The 18,312-nt window shown below is 49.2% G+C and carries 14 protein-coding genes and 1 pseudogene; 9 read left to right on the plus strand and 6 right to left on the minus strand.

The features are described from left to right. The first annotated feature begins 196 nt into the window (after positions 1-196). The 4 genes from J0A65_RS09790 to J0A65_RS09805 all read left to right on the plus strand — a co-directional run bounded on the left by J0A65_RS09790 (position 197) and on the right by J0A65_RS09805 (position 6,026). Positions 197-1,111, plus strand: coding sequence for a pirin family protein (locus tag J0A65_RS09790; protein WP_206593990.1), 915 nt, complete (start codon positions 197-199; stop codon positions 1,109-1,111). 423 nt (positions 1,112-1,534) lie between these two features. Beyond that, positions 1,535-3,607 carry a M13 family metallopeptidase gene (locus J0A65_RS09795; protein WP_206593991.1) on the plus strand — a complete coding sequence of 691 codons (2,073 nt, stop codon included), beginning with the start codon at positions 1,535-1,537 and terminating at the stop codon, positions 3,605-3,607. Positions 3,608-3,713: 106 nt separating this feature from the next. Continuing rightward, on the plus strand, positions 3,714-5,324 hold the full coding sequence (gene ushA / locus J0A65_RS09800; protein ID WP_206593992.1) for a bifunctional UDP-sugar hydrolase/5'-nucleotidase UshA: 1,611 nt from the start codon (positions 3,714-3,716) through the stop codon (positions 5,322-5,324). Between the two features lie 132 nt (positions 5,325-5,456). Next, a complete protein-coding gene (locus J0A65_RS09805) occupies positions 5,457-6,026 on the plus strand; it encodes a YkvA family protein (protein ID WP_206593993.1) in 570 nt (189 codons plus the stop codon). 75 nt (positions 6,027-6,101) lie between these two features. Here the strand turns inward: J0A65_RS09805 and J0A65_RS09810 are convergent, their stop codons facing one another. Beyond that, positions 6,102-7,370, minus strand: coding sequence for a YeaH/YhbH family protein (locus J0A65_RS09810; RefSeq protein WP_206593994.1), 1,269 nt, complete (start codon positions 7,368-7,370; stop codon positions 6,102-6,104). 16 nt (positions 7,371-7,386) lie between these two features. Further along, the gene (locus tag J0A65_RS09815; RefSeq protein ID WP_206593995.1) at positions 7,387-9,309 is read right to left on the minus strand and encodes a PrkA family serine protein kinase; all 1,923 of its coding nucleotides are present in this window, start codon (positions 9,307-9,309) and stop codon (positions 7,387-7,389) included. A gap of 299 nt (positions 9,310-9,608) precedes the next feature. Between J0A65_RS09815 and J0A65_RS09820 the strand changes: the two are divergent. Beyond that, a pseudogene (locus J0A65_RS09820) lies at positions 9,609-9,856 on the plus strand (M3 family metallopeptidase); the annotation flags it as partial. A 100-nt stretch (positions 9,857-9,956) separates the two neighbouring features. On the opposite strand, the gene J0A65_RS09825 reads toward J0A65_RS09820, so the two are convergent. After that, complete coding sequence (locus tag J0A65_RS09825; RefSeq protein WP_206593996.1) at positions 9,957-10,295, minus strand: DUF805 domain-containing protein; 339 nt, start codon at positions 10,293-10,295, stop codon at positions 9,957-9,959. A 78-nt stretch (positions 10,296-10,373) separates the two neighbouring features. On the opposite strand from J0A65_RS09825, the gene zapE reads away from it, so the two are divergent. Then, entirely contained in the window at positions 10,374-11,507 is a 1,134-nt protein-coding gene (gene zapE, locus J0A65_RS09830) for a cell division protein ZapE (RefSeq protein WP_206593997.1), read from the plus strand. Positions 11,508-11,560: 53 nt separating this feature from the next. Beyond that, the gene (locus J0A65_RS09835) at positions 11,561-12,229 is read left to right on the plus strand and encodes a glutathione S-transferase (protein ID WP_206593998.1); all 669 of its coding nucleotides are present in this window, start codon (positions 11,561-11,563) and stop codon (positions 12,227-12,229) included. Between the two features lie 11 nt (positions 12,230-12,240). Here the strand turns inward: J0A65_RS09835 and J0A65_RS09840 are convergent, their stop codons facing one another. Continuing rightward, entirely contained in the window at positions 12,241-13,680 is a 1,440-nt protein-coding gene (locus tag J0A65_RS09840; protein ID WP_206593999.1) for an aminotransferase-like domain-containing protein, read from the minus strand. A 93-nt stretch (positions 13,681-13,773) separates the two neighbouring features. Between J0A65_RS09840 and J0A65_RS09845 the strand changes: the two genes are divergently transcribed. Beyond that, on the plus strand, positions 13,774-14,703 hold the full coding sequence (locus tag J0A65_RS09845) for a DMT family transporter (RefSeq protein WP_206594000.1): 930 nt from the start codon (positions 13,774-13,776) through the stop codon (positions 14,701-14,703). 68 nt (positions 14,704-14,771) lie between these two features. Then, a complete protein-coding gene (locus J0A65_RS09850) occupies positions 14,772-15,899 on the plus strand; it encodes an HD-GYP domain-containing protein (protein ID WP_232849844.1) in 1,128 nt (375 codons plus the stop codon). Here J0A65_RS09850 and lnt read toward each other — a convergent pair. Together lnt and corC are read right to left on the minus strand one after the other, a co-directional pair. Continuing rightward, entirely contained in the window at positions 15,896-17,455 is a 1,560-nt protein-coding gene (gene lnt, locus J0A65_RS09855; RefSeq protein ID WP_206594001.1) for an apolipoprotein N-acyltransferase, read from the minus strand. The genes J0A65_RS09850 and lnt overlap by 4 nt on opposite strands. After that, complete coding sequence (gene corC / locus J0A65_RS09860) at positions 17,430-18,308, minus strand: CNNM family magnesium/cobalt transport protein CorC (RefSeq protein WP_206594002.1); 879 nt, start codon at positions 18,306-18,308, stop codon at positions 17,430-17,432. The genes lnt and corC overlap by 26 nt, the downstream gene beginning before the upstream one ends. Positions 18,309-18,312: the final 4 nt, after the last annotated feature.

The following is an 18,312-nucleotide window of genomic DNA, read 5'->3' on the forward strand; positions in this document are numbered from 1 at the left end:
CTAAAGGCGAATTCACTGGATACCGCATAAAAGAACAATCTGGCGGAAATACATAAACCTATGTTTTGAGTATAGTTCAAGTTCTGGTCTGGCAAGTAAGAGCCAGTCAGGAGCTCGCATAGAGTCAATTATCAACTTTACAGCAGACACCTAGCGAGCCATAACTATGCGAGTCTGCTAAAAAAGAGGAAACGGCATGTCTGATTTAATAAAGGATGAAGGGGAATGTGCTGAACAGAGTCAACCCTGCTCTGGTGTTGAACTGATAGTGTCTCCAAAGGATAAAGACATTGGCGGCTTTTATGTTCGACGCTGTTTGCCGGTTGCCAAGCTGCGTTCGGTGGGGCCCTGGATCTTCTTTGACCACATGGGCCCGGCAGAGTTTAATGCCGGGCAGGGGATAGATGTACGGCCCCATCCTCATATTAATTTGGCAACCGTTACCTACCTGTTTGAAGGCGAGATTTTGCATCGCGACTCATTAGGGAGCTTGCAGGCTATCAAGCCAGGGGATATTAATTTAATGGTGGCGGGTGCTGGGATAGTGCACTCAGAGCGGGAACGACCCGAAGTGCGCGAAACAGCCCACCGCTTGCACGGTTTGCAGCTTTGGCATGCGCTACCCGAAGCATTTGAAGAAACGCCACCCGCTTTTTACCATTATGGTGTCGAAGCCATTCCCAGTGTAACTATTGATGAGGTGCCGGTCAGAGTCATGATGGGAAGGGCCTATGGGGTGGTATCGCCGGTGAAAACCTTCTGTGACACCTTATATCTGGAAGCTTTTCTTAAGGCCGGTCAATGCCTGACATTGCCTTTAGCGCCTGAGCGCGCAGTTTATGTGGCCAAAGGCGGATTAATCATCAATGGCAAAGACGTACCGCAGTGCAGTCTGGCGCTGCTGACTCCTGATTGTCAGATAAAAGTCACCGCCTCGTCCGAGACCCGCCTTGCGTTGATTGGCGGTGAGCCTTTGGGTGAACGTTTTATGTTCTGGAATTTTGCCTCCAGTCGTAAGGAGAGGATTGAGCAGGCTATGGCGGATTGGAAAGCACAGCGATTCGCTAAAGTGCCCGGTGATGAACAGGAGTTTATTCCCTTGCCGGAATAGCCTGTCGTCATAAAAATGCCTGACTTATATCTCGTCTACTCGGCGTTTGACGCAAAATCCGGGTTATTAGCTCAAAGCGCTGGATCTTATGGCTGATGAGTCACAGTATCCATGACGAGCAAACAACCAGCTCTCAATTATTGAGTGCTTCACCTGATGTTCGGTTGACAAGTCACGCACACAAACCTTTTAAGGTGGTTTGCAGCACTGAAATATCTTTCAGGTGCTGATGGAATACCGACAAAATCACCGAACGCAAGCTTTGCTTATGCTCAAATGAAGAAAGATTCGTGTTTCTGGCTTGACACCTAGACCTATGCCGTAATAAATGCAGTGCCTGGCTTCTGCGAGCAATTTGTCTTAAGGTCACAGGTTGGGCTAGAACGGCAAAACAACAATAACGAGAATATAAAAGAGGAACGAATGAAGAAAACACTATTGGCATCATTGATTGCTTCAACTTTTGTGTTAGCCGCGTGCGGCGACAACAAAGCGCCTCAGGTTAGTCAAGCGCCAGCCGAGCAGGTGCAAAAAGGTAAGGCAGAGCTGGGGAGCTTTGGGGTTGATCTTACCGCTCGCAATGAAGCGGTAAAACCTGGCGATGACTTCTTTATGTATGCCAGCGGCACTTGGTATGACAATTTTGAAATGCCCGCAGATAAGACCCGCTATGGTGCTTTTAGCGAACTAGCAGACAAGAGCGAAGCTCAGGTTAAAGAAATTATTGATGAACTGGCTTCTGCCAAAGAGTTAAGCGGTGAGAAAAAACTGATTGCGGATTTTTACCATGCTTATATGGATATGGATGCCATCAATGCCAAAGGGCTCAGTCCAATTCAACCCATTTTGGATGATATTGCCGCTATCGATTCAGTGAAAGCTCTGACCCAGGCATTTGGTAACGCATGGCTGACAGGCACTAATTCGCCAATTAATGGGGGATTGTGGTACAACCGCCTGGATCCCAACAAGTACCAATTGACCCTGGGCGTAGGTGGCTTGGGTTTGCCAGATCGTGATTACTATCTGGAAGACTCTGAGCGTTTCACCAAGATTCGCCAGGCTTATCTGGCCAACATTGCTCAGATGCTGAGTTTTGCCAAGGTAGACAATGCCGAGCAAAAAGCTGAGCAAATTCTGGCACTGGAAACGCGTATCGCTGAAATTCAATGGCCACGTGAAAAGCGCCGTAATCGTGATTTGACCTTGAACCAGTTGGATCGCTCTGAGCTCTCTGATGCCTATCCAAACTATGATTGGAACAGCTACTTCGCGCCAAGCGGCCTGCAAGTACCAAATCTGAATATCAGCCAGCCAGAACCGGTTAAGGCGGTCATCGGTATCATCAACGACACCCCTTTGGATGTGTGGAAGGACTATCTGACCTACCATACCATCAGTGGCAATGCAGACTATCTGCCTGAAGCAGTTTATCAGGCTAATTTTGAGTTCTTTGGTAAAACCTTGAGTGGTCAGCAGGAACCTCGTCCACGCTGGAAGCGCGCGGTGGATGAAATGTCCGGTATCGAATCACTGGGCTTTGCCATAGGTAAAGTGTATGTGGAGAAATACTTCCCTGAAAGCTCCAAACAACAAATGTCCGAGCTGGTGGAGAATCTGCGTACTGCCTTAGGTGAGCGGATTAAAGGCCTGGATTGGATGGGCGAGGAAACTAAAGTCAATGCTCAGGCTAAGCTGGAAGCGTTCCGCCCCAAGATTGGTTACCCGGATAAGTGGCAGTCATTTGATGGCCTGACAATCAATAGCTCAGATGTACTGGCCAACGTGCATAACTTGCGCAAGTTCTTTAATGCTCAGGACGTAGAGAAGGAACTGCAGCCAACGGATCGTGAGCGTTGGGGCATGCCGCCACAACAGGTAAACGCCTATTACAACAGCTCATTCAACGAAATCGTATTCCCGGCGGCGATTTTGCAAGCGCCTTTCTTCGATCCCAATGCTGACCCGGCAGTAAACTACGGCGCCATAGGTGCAGTGATTGGCCATGAAATGGGTCACGGTTTTGATGACCAAGGGTCTAAGTCTGATGCCAAGGGTATTCAGCGCAACTGGTGGACAGACGCTGACCGTGCCGCTTTTGAAGCTAAAGCTGACAGTCTGGCTGCCCAGTACAGTGCTTATGAGCCTATTGAAGGTAACTTTGTAAATGGCCGCAACAGCCTGGGTGAGAACATCGGTGATGTTGGCGGTCTGGCTATGGCTTACCATGCCTATAAGCTCAGCCTCAAAGGTAAGGAAGCGCCGGTTATCGATGGCTTGACAGGGGATCAGCGTTTCTTCCTGGCTTGGGCACAGGTTTGGAAAGAGAAGCGCACTGAACAGAGCATGCTCAATCAGTTACGCGCCGGTACTCACGCACCTGGTCGCTATCGTGCACAAGCACCTCGTAACCACGATGCCTGGTATAAGGCCTTTAATGTGCAGCCTGGTGACGCCTTGTATCTTGCACCAGAAGAGCGTGTGCGCATCTGGTAAAGTCAGTTTGACTGATATGGCCGCCTGATTTCAGGCGGCTTTTTCTTTAGGGCGCGTTGTGACTCGTCCTGATAACCTTAACTGAACTGTGTTTTTTGGATCTGATATGAGACTTTCCCGACTGCGTCTGCTGGTCATTCCCGCTGTTGTCAGTGTGCTTTTGGCTTGTGCTAATCATCAGCCTGAGCCGCCATTGCACTTCACCATACTGCATACCAATGATCACCATGGGCGTTTCTGGCGTAACGAGCAGGGTGAATATGGCATGGCTGCACGTAAAACGCTGATTGAGCAAATTCGTCAGGAAGTGGAAAGTCGCGGGGGCTCAGTGCTGTTGTTCTCTGGTGGTGACATCAATACGGGGGTACCCGAGTCTGACATGCAACAGGCCAAGCCGGATTTTCTGGGGATGCGGCTACTTGGTTATGATGCGATGGCGCTGGGTAACCACGAGTTTGATAATCCCCTTGAGGTTATAGAGCAGCAGCGCCAATGGGCTGGCTTTCCCATGCTATCTGCCAACATCTATGACCGTAAAACTGGGCAACGTCGTTACCAGGCTTATCAGGTGTTTGAGCGACAAGGATTGCGCATTGCCGTGCTTGGTTTGACAACGGAAGACACGGCTAAAATTGGCAATCCTGAATACATTCGTGATTTGGAGTTTCGTGACCCTAAAGCGGAAGCCGTAAGGCTGGTGGCTGAGCTAAAGGTAAAAGAGCAGCCGGATCTGATCATCGTCCTAACCCATATGGGCCATTATGATAATGGCCAGCATGCTATTAATGCGCCAGGGGACGTGACCTTAGCACGCACCTTACCAACCGGCAGTGTTGCCATGGTGATTGGCGGTCACTCACAAGAGCCGCTTTGCATGGAGCGAGAGAACGTTCGACAGGTTGATTACCAGCCGGGCAGCGCGTGCATACCTGATTACCAAAATGGTATCTGGATCATGCAAGCACACGAATGGGGTAAATATGTAGGCCGTGCAGATTTTGTGTTTCAGCAGGGTAAGTTGACCCTGAAGGAGTATCAATTGCTGCCGGTTAACCTCAGAAACACCACCTTACCAGTGATAGCAGAACATAGCGAAATGTTGGAATTGCTGACTCCTTATCAGGAGATCGGTCGTCAACAGTTGTCTGTGACCATAGGTGAGACATTGACACGGCTGGATGGTGACAGAGCCCAAGTGAGATTTGAGCAAACCAACCTGGGACGCCTGATTGGCGCTGCACAGTCACACAAGGTTGGCGCGGATCTGGCGGTCATCAGCGGCGGCGGGATCCGAGACTCCATCGCAGCGGGGCCAATCAGTTATAAAGACGTTCTGAAGGTTCAGCCGTTTGGTAACACCCTGGCTTACGTGGATATGAGTGGACAAGAGCTATACGACTATTTGGCACAGGTGGCCACTAAGCCCATAGATACTGGTGCTTACCCGCAGTTTTTCAGCGTCAGCATGACATTCCACAATAGTCAACCGCAGAAGGTACTTATTGGCGGTGAACCCATACAAATGGAGCGCACATATCGTTTGGCACTCAACAGCTATAACGCTTCAGGAGGTGACGGCTATCCGGTGTTGACCGGTCATGCAGGTTATGTCAATACCGGATTTGTGGATGCTGATGTGTTACGAGAGTTTATTGCAGTACATAGCCCGATAGATGGCAATACCTATCTGCCTGTTGATTCTATACGCCAGCATTGATGGATTTACATTTATTTGGTCCACACAGTGTAAATGCACGGTTGCCTTTGTGTTTGTAAAATGTTCATAATTCAGTGTTAAGGCCCGGTATCCTCCGGGCTGCTTTTTATCGATCACACAGGGAATAATAAGATGGCATTGACAATCAATTTTGATTTGCAGGAACAAGACCTGGATTACTACCGCGATATTATGCAGAAAACGCAGACGGCGGTCAGGGAGCTGGACCGCTCAGAAGTCTTAAATGCTGCACGTAAGCTGGCTGGGGAAGTACGTGAACAGGTGCCTGACTTTGTTGCCAGTCGCTTAAAGCAGTTAGAGCAACTGGTTGATATGGTTGAAGATAATGATTGGGATCTGACAGAGGAAGAAAAGCTGGATGTGCTCAGTGCCCTGGCTTATTTTTCCAAAGCCGAAGACTTGATTGATGACCGCTTGCCGGTATTGGGCTTTCTGGATGATGCCATTATGATTGAACTGGTGGCTCGTGAATTGGCGGATGATCTAAAAGCCTACGATGAGTTTTGCGTCTATCGTCGCCAGGAAATTGAGCGTCGTGGTGAAGAGGCTCATACCACTAAGGCTGACTGGCTGGAAGCTAAGCGCCAGGAACTGCATTCATGGATGCGTCGTCGCCGTGCTGAAAAACGTGGTAGTAGTGGTTCAGCCGGGTTCCGTTCGTTCTTCTCATTTCGTGGCTAAACGTTAACGCCATGCCAAAGAAAAAGGGAGCCAAATCTGCTCCCTTTTTTACACCTCGGCAACAGTAGCCTCTCCTCAGGCCGCTTGCTTTTTAAATAGCTCCCTGAATACCGGGTAGATATCCTCCACGCTACGTATATGTTTCATGGCAAAGTTGTCATTAAACTCGGCCAATGCTTCATATTCGCGCCAGAGACTCTGATGCTGACGCTGGGTTATTTCTATATAAGCATAGTATCGTACCCTGGGCAGTAAGCGATCTTGCAGCAAGCTGCCGCATTGCGGAGAGTCGTCAGCCCAGTTGTCACCATCAGAGGCCTGAGCAGCATAAATATTCCATTCACCTTGTGGGTAACGAGCCTGCACAATCTCATCCATCAATTTAAGGGCACTGGACACGATAGTTCCGCCGGTTTCCTGGGAATAGAAAAACTCTTGTTCATCCACTTCTTTAGCTTGGGTGTGGTGGCGAATGTACACTACCTCAACATTTTTATAAGTGCGGGTTAAAAACAGATACAGCAGAATATAAAAACGTTTGGCCATGTCTTTAGTGGCCTGATCCATGGAGCCAGACACATCCATCAGGCAAAACATAACTGCCTTGCTGGTGGGTAGCGGGCGTTTTTCGAAGTTGCGAAAGCGTAGGTCAATGGTATCCAGAAAAGGTACTCTGGCGATACGGGCTTTAAGCTCCGCGATTTGTTTTTCCAGCCCCAAGATTTCCAGTTGATGATCATGCTTATCGTCTTTGAGCCCTTGCAACTGAGCTTCCAGTTCACGCAGTTCCTTGCGTTTTCCACCTGTTAGTGCAATACGTCTGGCCATTGAGCCGCGTAAAGAGCGCACAATATCCAGATTGCTGGGCACGCCATCGGTTTTAAAGCCCGCGCGGTAGGTTTTGTATTCCACCAGTTTATCCAGCTGGTTTTTCTTTAAGTTAGGCAGCGCCAGGTCTTCAAATAGCAAGTCCAGGTATTCATCCTTGGATATCTGGAAGACGAACTCATCCTGTCCCTCACCGCTGTCTGAGGCCTTACCCTGACCTGAGCCACCGCCCTGACCACCTATTGGACGCTGGATGCGATCGCCTTGAGTAAACTGGTCATTTCCTGGGTGCACCGTATCCCGCACACCGCCCTTGCCGGTATGGAAGATTGGCTCCTTGATATCCCGGGTAGGGATATTGACGCTTTCACCGTTGTCGATGTCCGTTACGCTGCGTCGGGATACTGCATCCGATACCGCTTTTTTTATCTGTTGCTTGTAGCGACGGATAAAACGCTGCCGGTTAACCGTGCTTTTACCTTTGCTATTCGCTCTGCGGTCAATAAAGTGCGCCATACTACTACCTCGGGCTTCAAGATGATTTACGGACGCGTAGATACCATTCACACAATAATCTCACCTGTTTCTTGGTGTAGCCCTTCTCAGTCATGCGTTTGACGAAGTCGTCATGCTTTTTCTGATCATCAGCGCTACTCTTAGCGTTGAAGGAGATAACTGGAAGTAGATCCTCTGTATTGGAGAACATCTTTTTCTCAATGACAGTGCGTAATTTTTCGTAGCTGGTCCAGGCCGGGTTTTTACCTTTATTGTTGGCTCTGGCGCGCAGTACAAAGTTAACAATTTCATTGCGAAAATCTTTGGGGTTACTGATCCCCGCTGGCTTTTCAATTTTCTCCAGTTCGGCATTTAACGCCTCGCGGTCAAACAGCTGACCGGTTTCGGGGTCGCGGTATTCCTGATCCTGGATCCAAAAATCGGCATAGGTCACGTAGCGGTCAAACAAGTTCTGACCATACTCGGAATAAGACTCCAGATATGCGGTCTGGATCTCCTTACCGATAAATTCCACATATTTGGGTACCAGATAGCCTTTCAGGAACTCTTTATATCTGTCAGTAGTGTCCTGTGGGAATTGTTCCCGTTCCACCTGACGTTCCAGCACATAGAAAAGATGCACAGGGTTCGCCGCGACTTCCTGGGGATCAAAGTTGAACACCTTGGAGAGAATTTTAAAGGCAAAGCGGGTGGACAAGCCCTCCATGCCTTCATCTACACCGGCGTAGTCGCGATACTCCTGATAGGATTTGGCTTTGGGATCGGTATCCTTCAGGCTTTCGCCGTCATATACCCGCATTTTTGAGTAGATACTGGAATTTTCCGGCTCTTTGAGTCGCGATAAAACGCTGAACTGAGACAGGATTTCCAATGTACCGGGAGCGCAGGGTGCGCCGGTCAGTTCGCTGTTTTCTAATAGTTTGCGATAGATTTTCTGCTCTTCGCTAACGCGCAGGCAGTAGGGCACTTTGACAATATAAACCCGGTCAAGGAAGGCTTCATTATTCCTGTTATTGCGAAAGGTCATCCATTCCGATTCATTAGAGTGGGCCAGAATAATGCCGTCATAGGGTAGGGCTGAAAAACCTTCGGTCGGATTGTAGTTGCCTTCCTGGGTGGCGGTCAGCAAGGGGTGTAATACCTTGATAGGTGCTTTAAACATCTCTACAAATTCCATCAACCCCTGATTAGCTTTACACAAAGCACCTGAGTAGCTGTAGGCATCCGGGTCGTTTTGGGCAAAAGTTTCCAACTTGCGGATATCCACTTTACCTACCAGGGAGGATATATCCTGGTTGTTGTCATCACCGGGCTCGGTTTTGGCCACACCAATTTGGTCGAGTACCGATGGGTGCATTTTTACCACTCTGAATTTGGAAATATCCCCGTTGTATTCGTGCAGGCGTTTTCTGGCCCAAGGCGACATAATGGTTTTCAGGTAGCGTTTGGGAATGCCATATTCTTTCTGAAGAATGTCGCCATCTTCGTCCGCATTAAATAAGGCTAGAGGATGGTCGTTGACCGGCGAGTCTTTGAGGCAATAGATAGGGACTTTTTGCATCAACTCTTTGAGTTTCTCAGCAAGAGATGATTTACCGCCACCTACAGGGCCGAGTAAATAGAGGATTTGTTTTTTCTCCTCTAATCCCTGCGCCGAATGTTTAAGGTAAGAGACTATCTGTTCGATAGCTTCCTCCATGCCGAAAAAATCAGAGAAAGACGGGTAGCGAGCTATCGTTCGGTTTGAGAAGATTCGGCTTAGCGCAGGATCCTGGGAGGTATCCACCATTTCTGGATCACCGATAGCCAGTAACAGCCGCTCTGCCGCATTGGCATATGCAGTCTTATCCTGTCTGCACAGGTCGAGAAATTCGCTGATACTGTATTCTTCTTCTTTGTGAGCTTCATATCGTTGTTGGTAGTGCTCGAAAATACCCATAACCACCTCCGGGATAATCAACTGGAATCACATGATTGATATAAAAGAGAAGGCCTAGTGTTTCAGCTGCCTTTACCTAAAGGTTAGACGCTATTTTTCGCCTATGTGCTGCAATTTACAGATTTCATTGCAAAAAATTGTATGTGGGCGGGCAAAAACCGCATGCTGACGGGCCAGATTTGCTGCCGGTAAATTGCGCCGGAAACAATTCCTAACTAAAAGCTCGGCATGCAGAACGACCCGAGCGTGGGCAGGAAGGCAAATACGCTATTACTAACACTCGCTCTTCCATGGATCCCTTATTGGAGCGCTGGTTACTGACCGATGAGGTGATTAACAATTATCTCGTGCACCATCAAACCGGTCAGCCCATTCCGGCTGAATTAGTGGTGAAAATTAAGCAGGCAGCGACCTTTAACGAAGGCTTTAAAACCACTGAGTATCTGGCCTCAACCCTTATCGATTTGAAGCTGCATATGGTCGATCCGACAGATATATCGACCCCGATGCCTTTGAGCGGGACACGTTGACGGCCATGGGCATGCCAAGGTGGATGCCTTGATGCAGGATCGCGGTTTTATGCCAGGTAAAAGCGTTAAAATGTGATTTTTTAGGGTTGTAAAAAAGGCCGCGTAAGCGGCCTTTTGTTATTCTGCCAAAGTGGCTTTGGGGTTTGGTCCCCATTGGTTTTCTTCGGCTTGGCTGTCCTGAATCATAAACAACAGTATTACCAGGAAACCAATCAGTGGGATGAGCAATAGCAATGCCCACCAACCGCTGCGACCGGTGTCATGCAGGCGACGAACCATGATGGCAATACTAGGGATGAATATCACCAGCGAGTAAATCATGCCGGGAATGCCACCGAGAAAACTCAGCACCAGTGACACGATAAAGTTAATGAGAAAGACCATCCAGTACTCTTCGCGTCTGGAACGGGTGGAGAAGGTGAAGTAATCAGTGAAAAATTTCTTATACCACTGCATTCTATTTCCTTATTCAACATATTGATTAGAATGAATTTTATATCAGAAAATCGAGACTTCAGCTATTCAGGATTAGTTATGTCGAATGATAAGGATGCTGCCGCTGCCAGACTTGACCTGCCAATGTGTCTGGACAGTGGGCAGCTGTTGGTACAAGCAGAATTGGAGGCCATTGCCGAACACATTAGTCACCAGAGTATTGAACGCATTCAAGGCTTGTATATTTGGGGGAAGGTCGGACGCGGTAAGACCATGCTGATGGATAACTTTGCCAGGCAATTGCCTGCAAAGTGCGTTAGGCGCCAGCATTTCCATGAGTTTATGCGGGATTTGCATCTTAGCTTAGGGCAGATGAGCGGACGGGAAGACCCGCTGAAGCTTATTGCCCGACGTCTGGCTAACACATGTCGGGTGCTCTGTTTTGACGAGTTTTTTGTTTCTGATATCGCCGATGCCATGCTGCTTGGCAGGTTGCTTCAGGAGCTTTTCGCACTCAATGTGGTACTGGTTGCAACCAGCAATTGTGAACCGGCACAGTTATATGCAAATGGCTTGCAGAGGCAGCGATTTTTGCCTGCTATCGCCGCAATTGAGCAGCACTGCCAGATTATGCATCTGGATGGACAGATTGATTACCGTTTGCGTGAGCTTACGTCTGCACCCTGTTACTGGGTATACGATGCCCAGGAGATGACGCTGGCCAATAAGCGCCTGCTAAATGAATACCAACTAAAACGTGAAAACGACATGAGGCTGATGGGGCGGTCTGTTGCTTGTTTGGGAACAAACCGCAATACGGCGGCATTTAGCTTTGCTGAGCTTTGTCAGGGACCGCGAAGTCATTTGGATTACATTGAGCTGTGTGAACGTTTTGACACACTACTGTTGCTGGACGTTCCACCGCTATCAGGGCCGCGACAAGAGCAAATAAAAGCCAGAGGCACCGAAGATGGCGCAGAGGGCTCCGGGCAGACCGGTGAGAGAATTGTGAGTTTGGGCGTTAATGACAATGCGACTCGGCGTTTTATTGCTTTGGTAGATCAGTGTTATGGGGCGAGCGTGAAGCTATTTGTAACGGCTCGTTTGCCCTTGGATTCCTTGTATACGGAGGGAGCGTTGCTGTTTGAGTTCGAGCGTTTGAAAAGCCGTTTGGTGGAGATGGGCTCGAAGGAATACCAAGAGGGTCAGTTATCTCAGTCCACAACTTATTGATCCATCTGGGCTGTTGTACGTAAGTTAAAGACCCATTGTTCAGGATACAGTCTATGCTCACTTTGCATCACTTAAATAACAGCCGTTCGCAGCGGATTCTTTGGTTGCTTGAAGAGCTGCAAGTTCCCTATGAAATTAAAACCTATCAACGTGATACAAAGACCATGCTGGCACCTCCTGCACTGAAAGACGTGCATCCATTGGGCAAATCGCCGCTGATTACCGATGCCGGCCAGCTGTTGGCAGAGTCCGGGGCCATTATCCAGTATTTGTGCGAGCAGTATGGACCCCAATGGATACCGGAAAAAGGTACCCAGGACTATTTGCAGTATCACTATTGGTTGCATTTTGCCGAAGGCAGTTTAATGCCACCCATGTTGTTGAAATTGGTCATGGATAAAATTCGCAGCAATCCAATGCCATTTTTTATCCGTCCCGTGGCAAAAGGCATCGCCTCTAAAGTGATGCAGGCTTTTGTCAGCCCCAATATTCAGAACAATCTGAACTTCATTGAACATTCGTTGGTTGAACGCCAGTGGTTGGCAGGCTCCAGACCAAGTGGCGCTGATGTACAGATGAGTTTTCCTCTTGAAGCTGCGTTGGCTAGGGGCTTAGTACCTGAATACCACACCAATATTCGCCGTTATGTAGAGCGCATTCACGCCCGGCCTGCCTATCAGAGGGCGCTAAAGGCGGGGGGAGACTATGCCTATGCGGGTTAGGTCAGGCCTGCCTAATAGAGTCCTTTACTCAGCCTTCCCAGTGTAGCAACCGCATTTTCCACTTTGTCGGTCCAGGGCAAACCATAACTTAGCCGGATGCAGTGGCGGTATTTATCCGATGGCGCAAATAATGTGCCCGGCATTGAGCTGACACCTGATGGCAATGCTTGTTGAAAGAGCTGATTGCCATCCAGCCTTTTGGGGAGCTCCAGCCACAACACCGCGCCACCGGCCGGGCTGCTGACTCTGGTACCAGCAACAAAGTGCTCGGCGATGCAGGCCAGCATGCGTTCCTTGTTGACGAAGAGCACCTGGCGAAGTTGACGAAGATATCTGTCATATTCGCCGTTGCCAATAAATTCTGACAGACTCCACTGATTGAGTAATGAGGATGAACAGGACAGGGCTCGCTTGAGGCTGGCAGCTTGGCCTGCAAAACCTGGGGCGAGCAACCAGCCGACTCGGTGGCTGGGGGCGGCAGTTTTGGAGAATGAACTACAAGTCAGCACCAAACCCTTTTGGGCATAACGCTGGGCGGGTATTCCCCTAGATTCACCGAAATACAGGTCACCATAAACATCGTCCTCTATGAGGTACACCTGTTTTTCTTCCAACAGCGCCACCAGTTGTTGTTTGGTACTTTCATCAATCAGCGCGCCCATGGGATTGGTAATACTGGATGAAAAAACACAGGCCTTAATGGGATGGCGTTCAAGTGCCTGAACTACATCCTCGACACTGATACCCTCTTGTGAGCAAACCGGAATTTCGTAAGCCAGCATGCCCAGACTCTCGATAAGTTCGAGAATGCCGAAGTAGCAAGGGGACTCAACCGCAATAATGTCACCAGGTTTGGCCACCAGTTTGAGTGCCAGGGTCAAGGCTTCCTGCGCACCGTTTGTGATGACAATCTGACTGGGGTCGACTGTCATATCCATGTCCAGATAACGCCGGGCCAGTTGCCGTCTTAGCGGTTCAAATCCAGCAAAGGGGCCATAACCTATGGCTTCTTCGCCCGCCATGGACATCACGCGTCGCATGATTCTTGCCAGTGCTTTGTTGGTTGGTAGGGCTGCCACTGGGTTGCAAATGCCCAGTGGCACAATGCCCGGCACATGAATGGCATTGTAGGCCTGCTCAATAAGTTGCTGCCTGCTGACCGGTAAGGCTTTGGCCGCTAATCTGGGTTTACGAGGCGTGGCATTGACCGTCAGGCTGGCGCGTAAGAAATAACCCGACTTAGGTCGGGATTCCACCATACCGATACGTTCAAGCTCTTCGTAAGCCTGCTTGACGGTAGGTACACTGATATTCAATGTGCTGGCTAACTGACGCAGTGAAGGAATGCGCTCACCGGCCCGCAAAGTGCCATTTGTCTGCATGTCACGAATAATGTCTGCCACCTGTCGATACAGGTAAGTGTGGTTTTCACGATTGACTAATGGTTGCATAATCTGTGCAGGTCGCTTTTTTACAATCTGTATATGTTCAGTATACAGATAATCTTTATCATAGCTCTCCCTGCAAATAAACCAGGACGTGCAATGAAAAACCTATTCCTTTATGTAACCACTGTGTTGATCTGGGGATCAACCTGGTTGGCGATTGAGTTTCAACTGGGCGTAGTACCGCCAGAGGTTTCCTTGGTTTATCGTTTTGGTCTGGCTGCAATCCTGATGTGGGGGTACTGCTGGTATCGCAAACTGCCCATGCAATTTGGATTGGTTCAGCATGGATTCTTTATGCTGTTGGCACTGTGTAACTTCGGCTTTAACTATTTGGTGCTGTATTGGGCGCAGGCTTATCTGACCTCAGCGCTCGCTTCAATCGCATTTTCCACCATGCTGCTGATGAATATCCTGAATACGCGTTTGTTCTTCGGCCAGCCTATTGCCGGGCGTATTTATCTTGGAGCCCTAATTGGCATCGCTGGAATTGTGCTGCTGTTCTGGCCGGACTTACAGCAACTCGATCTGTCAAATAAGGTCTTGGTCGGGCTGTTGATGGCGCTGGCGGGCACATTGATTGCCTCGTTTGGCAACATGGTCAGCGTACGCAACTCCAGGCGCCAGGTTGGGGTGCTACAGGGCAATGCATGGGGCATGTTGTACGGCACTCTGGTATTAGCCGTTGTGTCGGTATTAACGGGGGCCAGTTTTAGTTTTGACTTCAGGGCGCCTTATATCATTAGCCTGTTGTATCTGGCCATATTCGGTACGGTTGTTGCCTTTGCTTGTTACTTTGTGCTCCTGAAGAACATTGGCCCGCAAAAGGCCAGTTATGTGATTGTCCTGTTTCCGTTGGTTGCGGTGGCGCTGAGCAGTTGGTTTGAAGATTTTCACTGGAATCAATTTACCTTATGGGGATTCTTACTGGTGTTATGCGGTAACGCCTTGGTACTAACTCCTTATGCAAAGATTCGCAGTTGGATGACCTCAAGTCCTCTGTTTATGCAGCGTAAGGTTAGCCAATAGGTTATTGCTGAGCGGGTTTCTAGCTGCTATATCAAATACTGCTGGTTTGGTATTTTGGCAGAAGGACGATGACAGTGATGTTAAGCAATAAGCGTGGCTTTGCTGATAATCAAGATGGTTTGTCAGCGCAACTCAAGCACCTTCACGAGGTGGCGGCGCTCAATTTTAGTTTTCTGAGCCGTATTGCCGTGGCGCTGTACGACAGTAGTACCGATATGGTGCGTACTTTTGTCTACAGCGGCAAGACGTGCGGTCTGAATCACTATCAGGCAAAGCTCAGCGAATGCTATTCGTTGCAGGAACTGGCCCACTCTCATGGCACAAGGGTGGAACAAAACCTCAGTGTATTTGCTGACAGCAAACATCGTCATGCCTATGAAATATTCGAGGCAGGTTATCGCTCCAGTTACACGGTTCCCATGCTGTGGCAAGGTCAGTTACTCGGATTCGTGTTTTTTAACGCTGACCGTATTGATGCCTTCTCCCCCCGTTGTTTATCTGAATTGGATGTTATTGCGCAATTTTTGACCTTGCTGATAGCAACCCAGCAGTCCAATGCCAGAATGCTGCTGGCGACGCTGCGCTCTGCCCGGGATATGACCCATTCCCGGGATCCTGAAACGGCATATCATTTAGAACGTATGTCCCGTTACGCCAGGCTAATTGCTCTGCATACGGCAAATGAGTTTGGCGTAGATGATGATTTTGTTGAACATGTGTATTTATTCTCACCGTTACACGATTTGGGCAAAATCAGTATCCCAGACAGCGTGTTGCTCAAACCGGGCAAGTTGACAGACGCTGAGTTCGAGGTGATGAAAGGGCATACACTGACCGGCGCTGAGATGGTCGATAAGTTGATGGGAAATTTCGGCTTGAGCCATCTTCATCACATATCAGTTTTGCGTAATATCGTGCGCCACCATCATGAAGCGCTGGATGGCAGCGGTTACCCTGATGCTCTGCAAGGGCGGGATATTCCGCTGGAAGCAAGAATCGTGGCGGTGGCCGATGTATTTGATGCCCTGACCAGTAAGCGCCCCTACAAGGAGGCGTGGGACAATGACAGGGCATTTTTAACCTTGCGTGAGATGGCGGGAAGTAAGCTCGATCCCTTCTGTGTTGAAGCCTTAATCGACCAGCGAGCTGAAGTAGAAGAAATTCAGCGGGTTTTCAGGGAAAACCCGTTCGGTTAATTAACCTGTGTGGCGCTTGATTGCTGGGTGGTGTTTCGTTTGGGTAACCAAACTGCCAGCCCTAAACCCATCGCCGCTAATAACCAAGCCCACAGATCCCCAAACTTGGCGTAAGGGGTCTGGCCCTGATAACGGGGAACGCGGCTGACCAGCACGCCCTGCTCAAATTGCGGAAGCTGGTCGAGCACCCGACCATCAGCGTCGATGACTGCCGTAATGCCATTATTGGTGGCCCGTAGTACCGGGATACCGAATTCTTTGGCCCGTACCTGGGCTATTTCCAGATGTTGATGGGGGCCGTGAGAGTGACCAAACCAGGCATCATTACTGACCGTGAGAATATAGTCAGTATGATCATGCAGGTTGGCACGGATTTGATTAGGAAAAGCTATCTCAAAGCAGATGGCCGGGGCCAAGTGAAGCCCATTTGCTTGCAGATTACGTTGTTGAAAATCACCGCGGCTGAACGATGACATCGGCAAATCAAACAATGGCGCTATGCCACGCAACCAATCCTCAAAAGGAATAAATTCGCCAATTGGCAGCAAGTGATGCTTGGCGTAGCGGTTAGCATGTGGATAGCGATAATGGCCTTGTGCTTCGCCATTTTGACTACCCAAAACAATCAGATTATTGAAGGCGTCACGGGTCTCAAAATTGTAGTTAACAATGCCGGTTACTACTGCCGTCTGGTGACTGGCGGCGGTTTCATCCAGTTCCTGCAAATAACGCAGCGCCAGAGGCTCCAGCTTGGGAATGGCCGCTTCCGGCCAGATGATCAGGTCTGCATCCCAGTGGGAGTCGGTCAGTTGCCGATACAGGTTCATGGTGGGTAAATCCTGCTCGGGCACCCAACGCAGAGATTGTTGGATATTGCCTTGCACCATGACCAGTTTGACAGATTGTCCCTTATCCTCAGTCCACTGCTGTTTACCTAAAAGGTAACCGCTGATAAGAAGGACCGCGGTAATCATAAAGGCGGATTTAAAATGACGCTTAGGGACTAGCAAGCCGAGGCTACAGGCTAAGGTCACAAGGAGCACACTGACACCGGTTTCACCTAAAATTGGTAAATAGCCGCCAAGCGGCCCGTGCAGTTGACTGTAACCCAGCGACAGCCAGGGAAAGCCGGTTAGCATCCAGCTTCTGAGCCATTCACAGAAAAGCCAGATAAAACCGATACCTAATGGCCAATACGAAGGGGTAATAAAGCGTACCAGCAGCCATGAGGCGAGAGCGGGGTACAGAGCCAGATACGCACTAAGCAGTAGCATCAGACCTATGGATCCCACCAGAGGCAAGCCACCGAAATCCGCGATACTCACATGTACCCAGCTAATACCGGCACCAAACCAGCCCAGTCCAAAGCTCCAGCCGCTCAGAAAGGCATGTGACCTTCCTTTATTGTTAAGCAGCCAAAAGAAGCCGGCTAACAACAGCGGAGCGATAAACCAGACGCTAAATGGTGCGTATGAGAAGGTTAAACCTGCCCCCAGCAGAAAGCTGAGCAGGCAGGTTGGCAGCAGGCGTTTAGCCGCCTTGATCTTCGGCGTCATCCTTTTTCGGCAGACTCACTTTTAATTGGATCAAACGGCGTTTGTCCGCATTGGTGACGCGAAACTCAATACCATCGATAACCACGAATTCATCACGCATAGGCATGTGCCCAAATGCGCGCAGCACGATACCGCCAATGGTATCGGCTTCTTCTTCGTCAAAACCGGTATTGAAGTAATCGTTAAAGTCCTCCACAGAGGTCAGGGCTTTAACGGAAAATGTGCATTTATTCAGAGGACGGATATCATCCGTTTCATTCTCTTCAACATCATGCTCATCTTCAATTTCACCGACGATCAGTTCAAGAATATCTTCTATCGTCGCCAGACCCGACACACCGCCGTATTCATCCACCACAATCGCCATATGATAGCGTTCCTGGCGGAATTCACGCAGTAGTACATCAACGCGCTTACTTTCCGGAACGATAATAGCCGGGCGTAGGATATCTTTAAGTTTGAAATCTTTTTCGGGGTTGAAGCCGTATTCCAGCAGATCTTTAGCCAGCAGAATTCCCTCGATATGATCTTTGTCTTCGTTGATCACAGGGAAACGTGAATGGGCTGACTCTAATACTACCGGCAGGAACTCTGCGACAGTTTGGTCAATGCCGATGGTTACGATTTGCGCTCTGGGGATCATGATATCCCTGACACGCATTTCACTGATTTCCAGCACCCCTTCGATCATGTCGCGGGTGGCGTTGTCTATGACATCACGTTGCTGGGCTTCGTTGATTACTTCAACCAACTGTTCTCTGTTTTGCGGTTCTCCCGACAGGCTCTGGACTATCTTTTCCAGCCAGCCTTTATTGGAAGAACCGTTGCTAGAGTGGGGACTGTCGTCGCTCATAGGC

The sequence above is a fragment of the Bowmanella yangjiangensis genome (assembly GCF_017255015.1).
Lineage (GTDB): Bacteria > Pseudomonadota > Gammaproteobacteria > Enterobacterales > Alteromonadaceae > Bowmanella > Bowmanella yangjiangensis.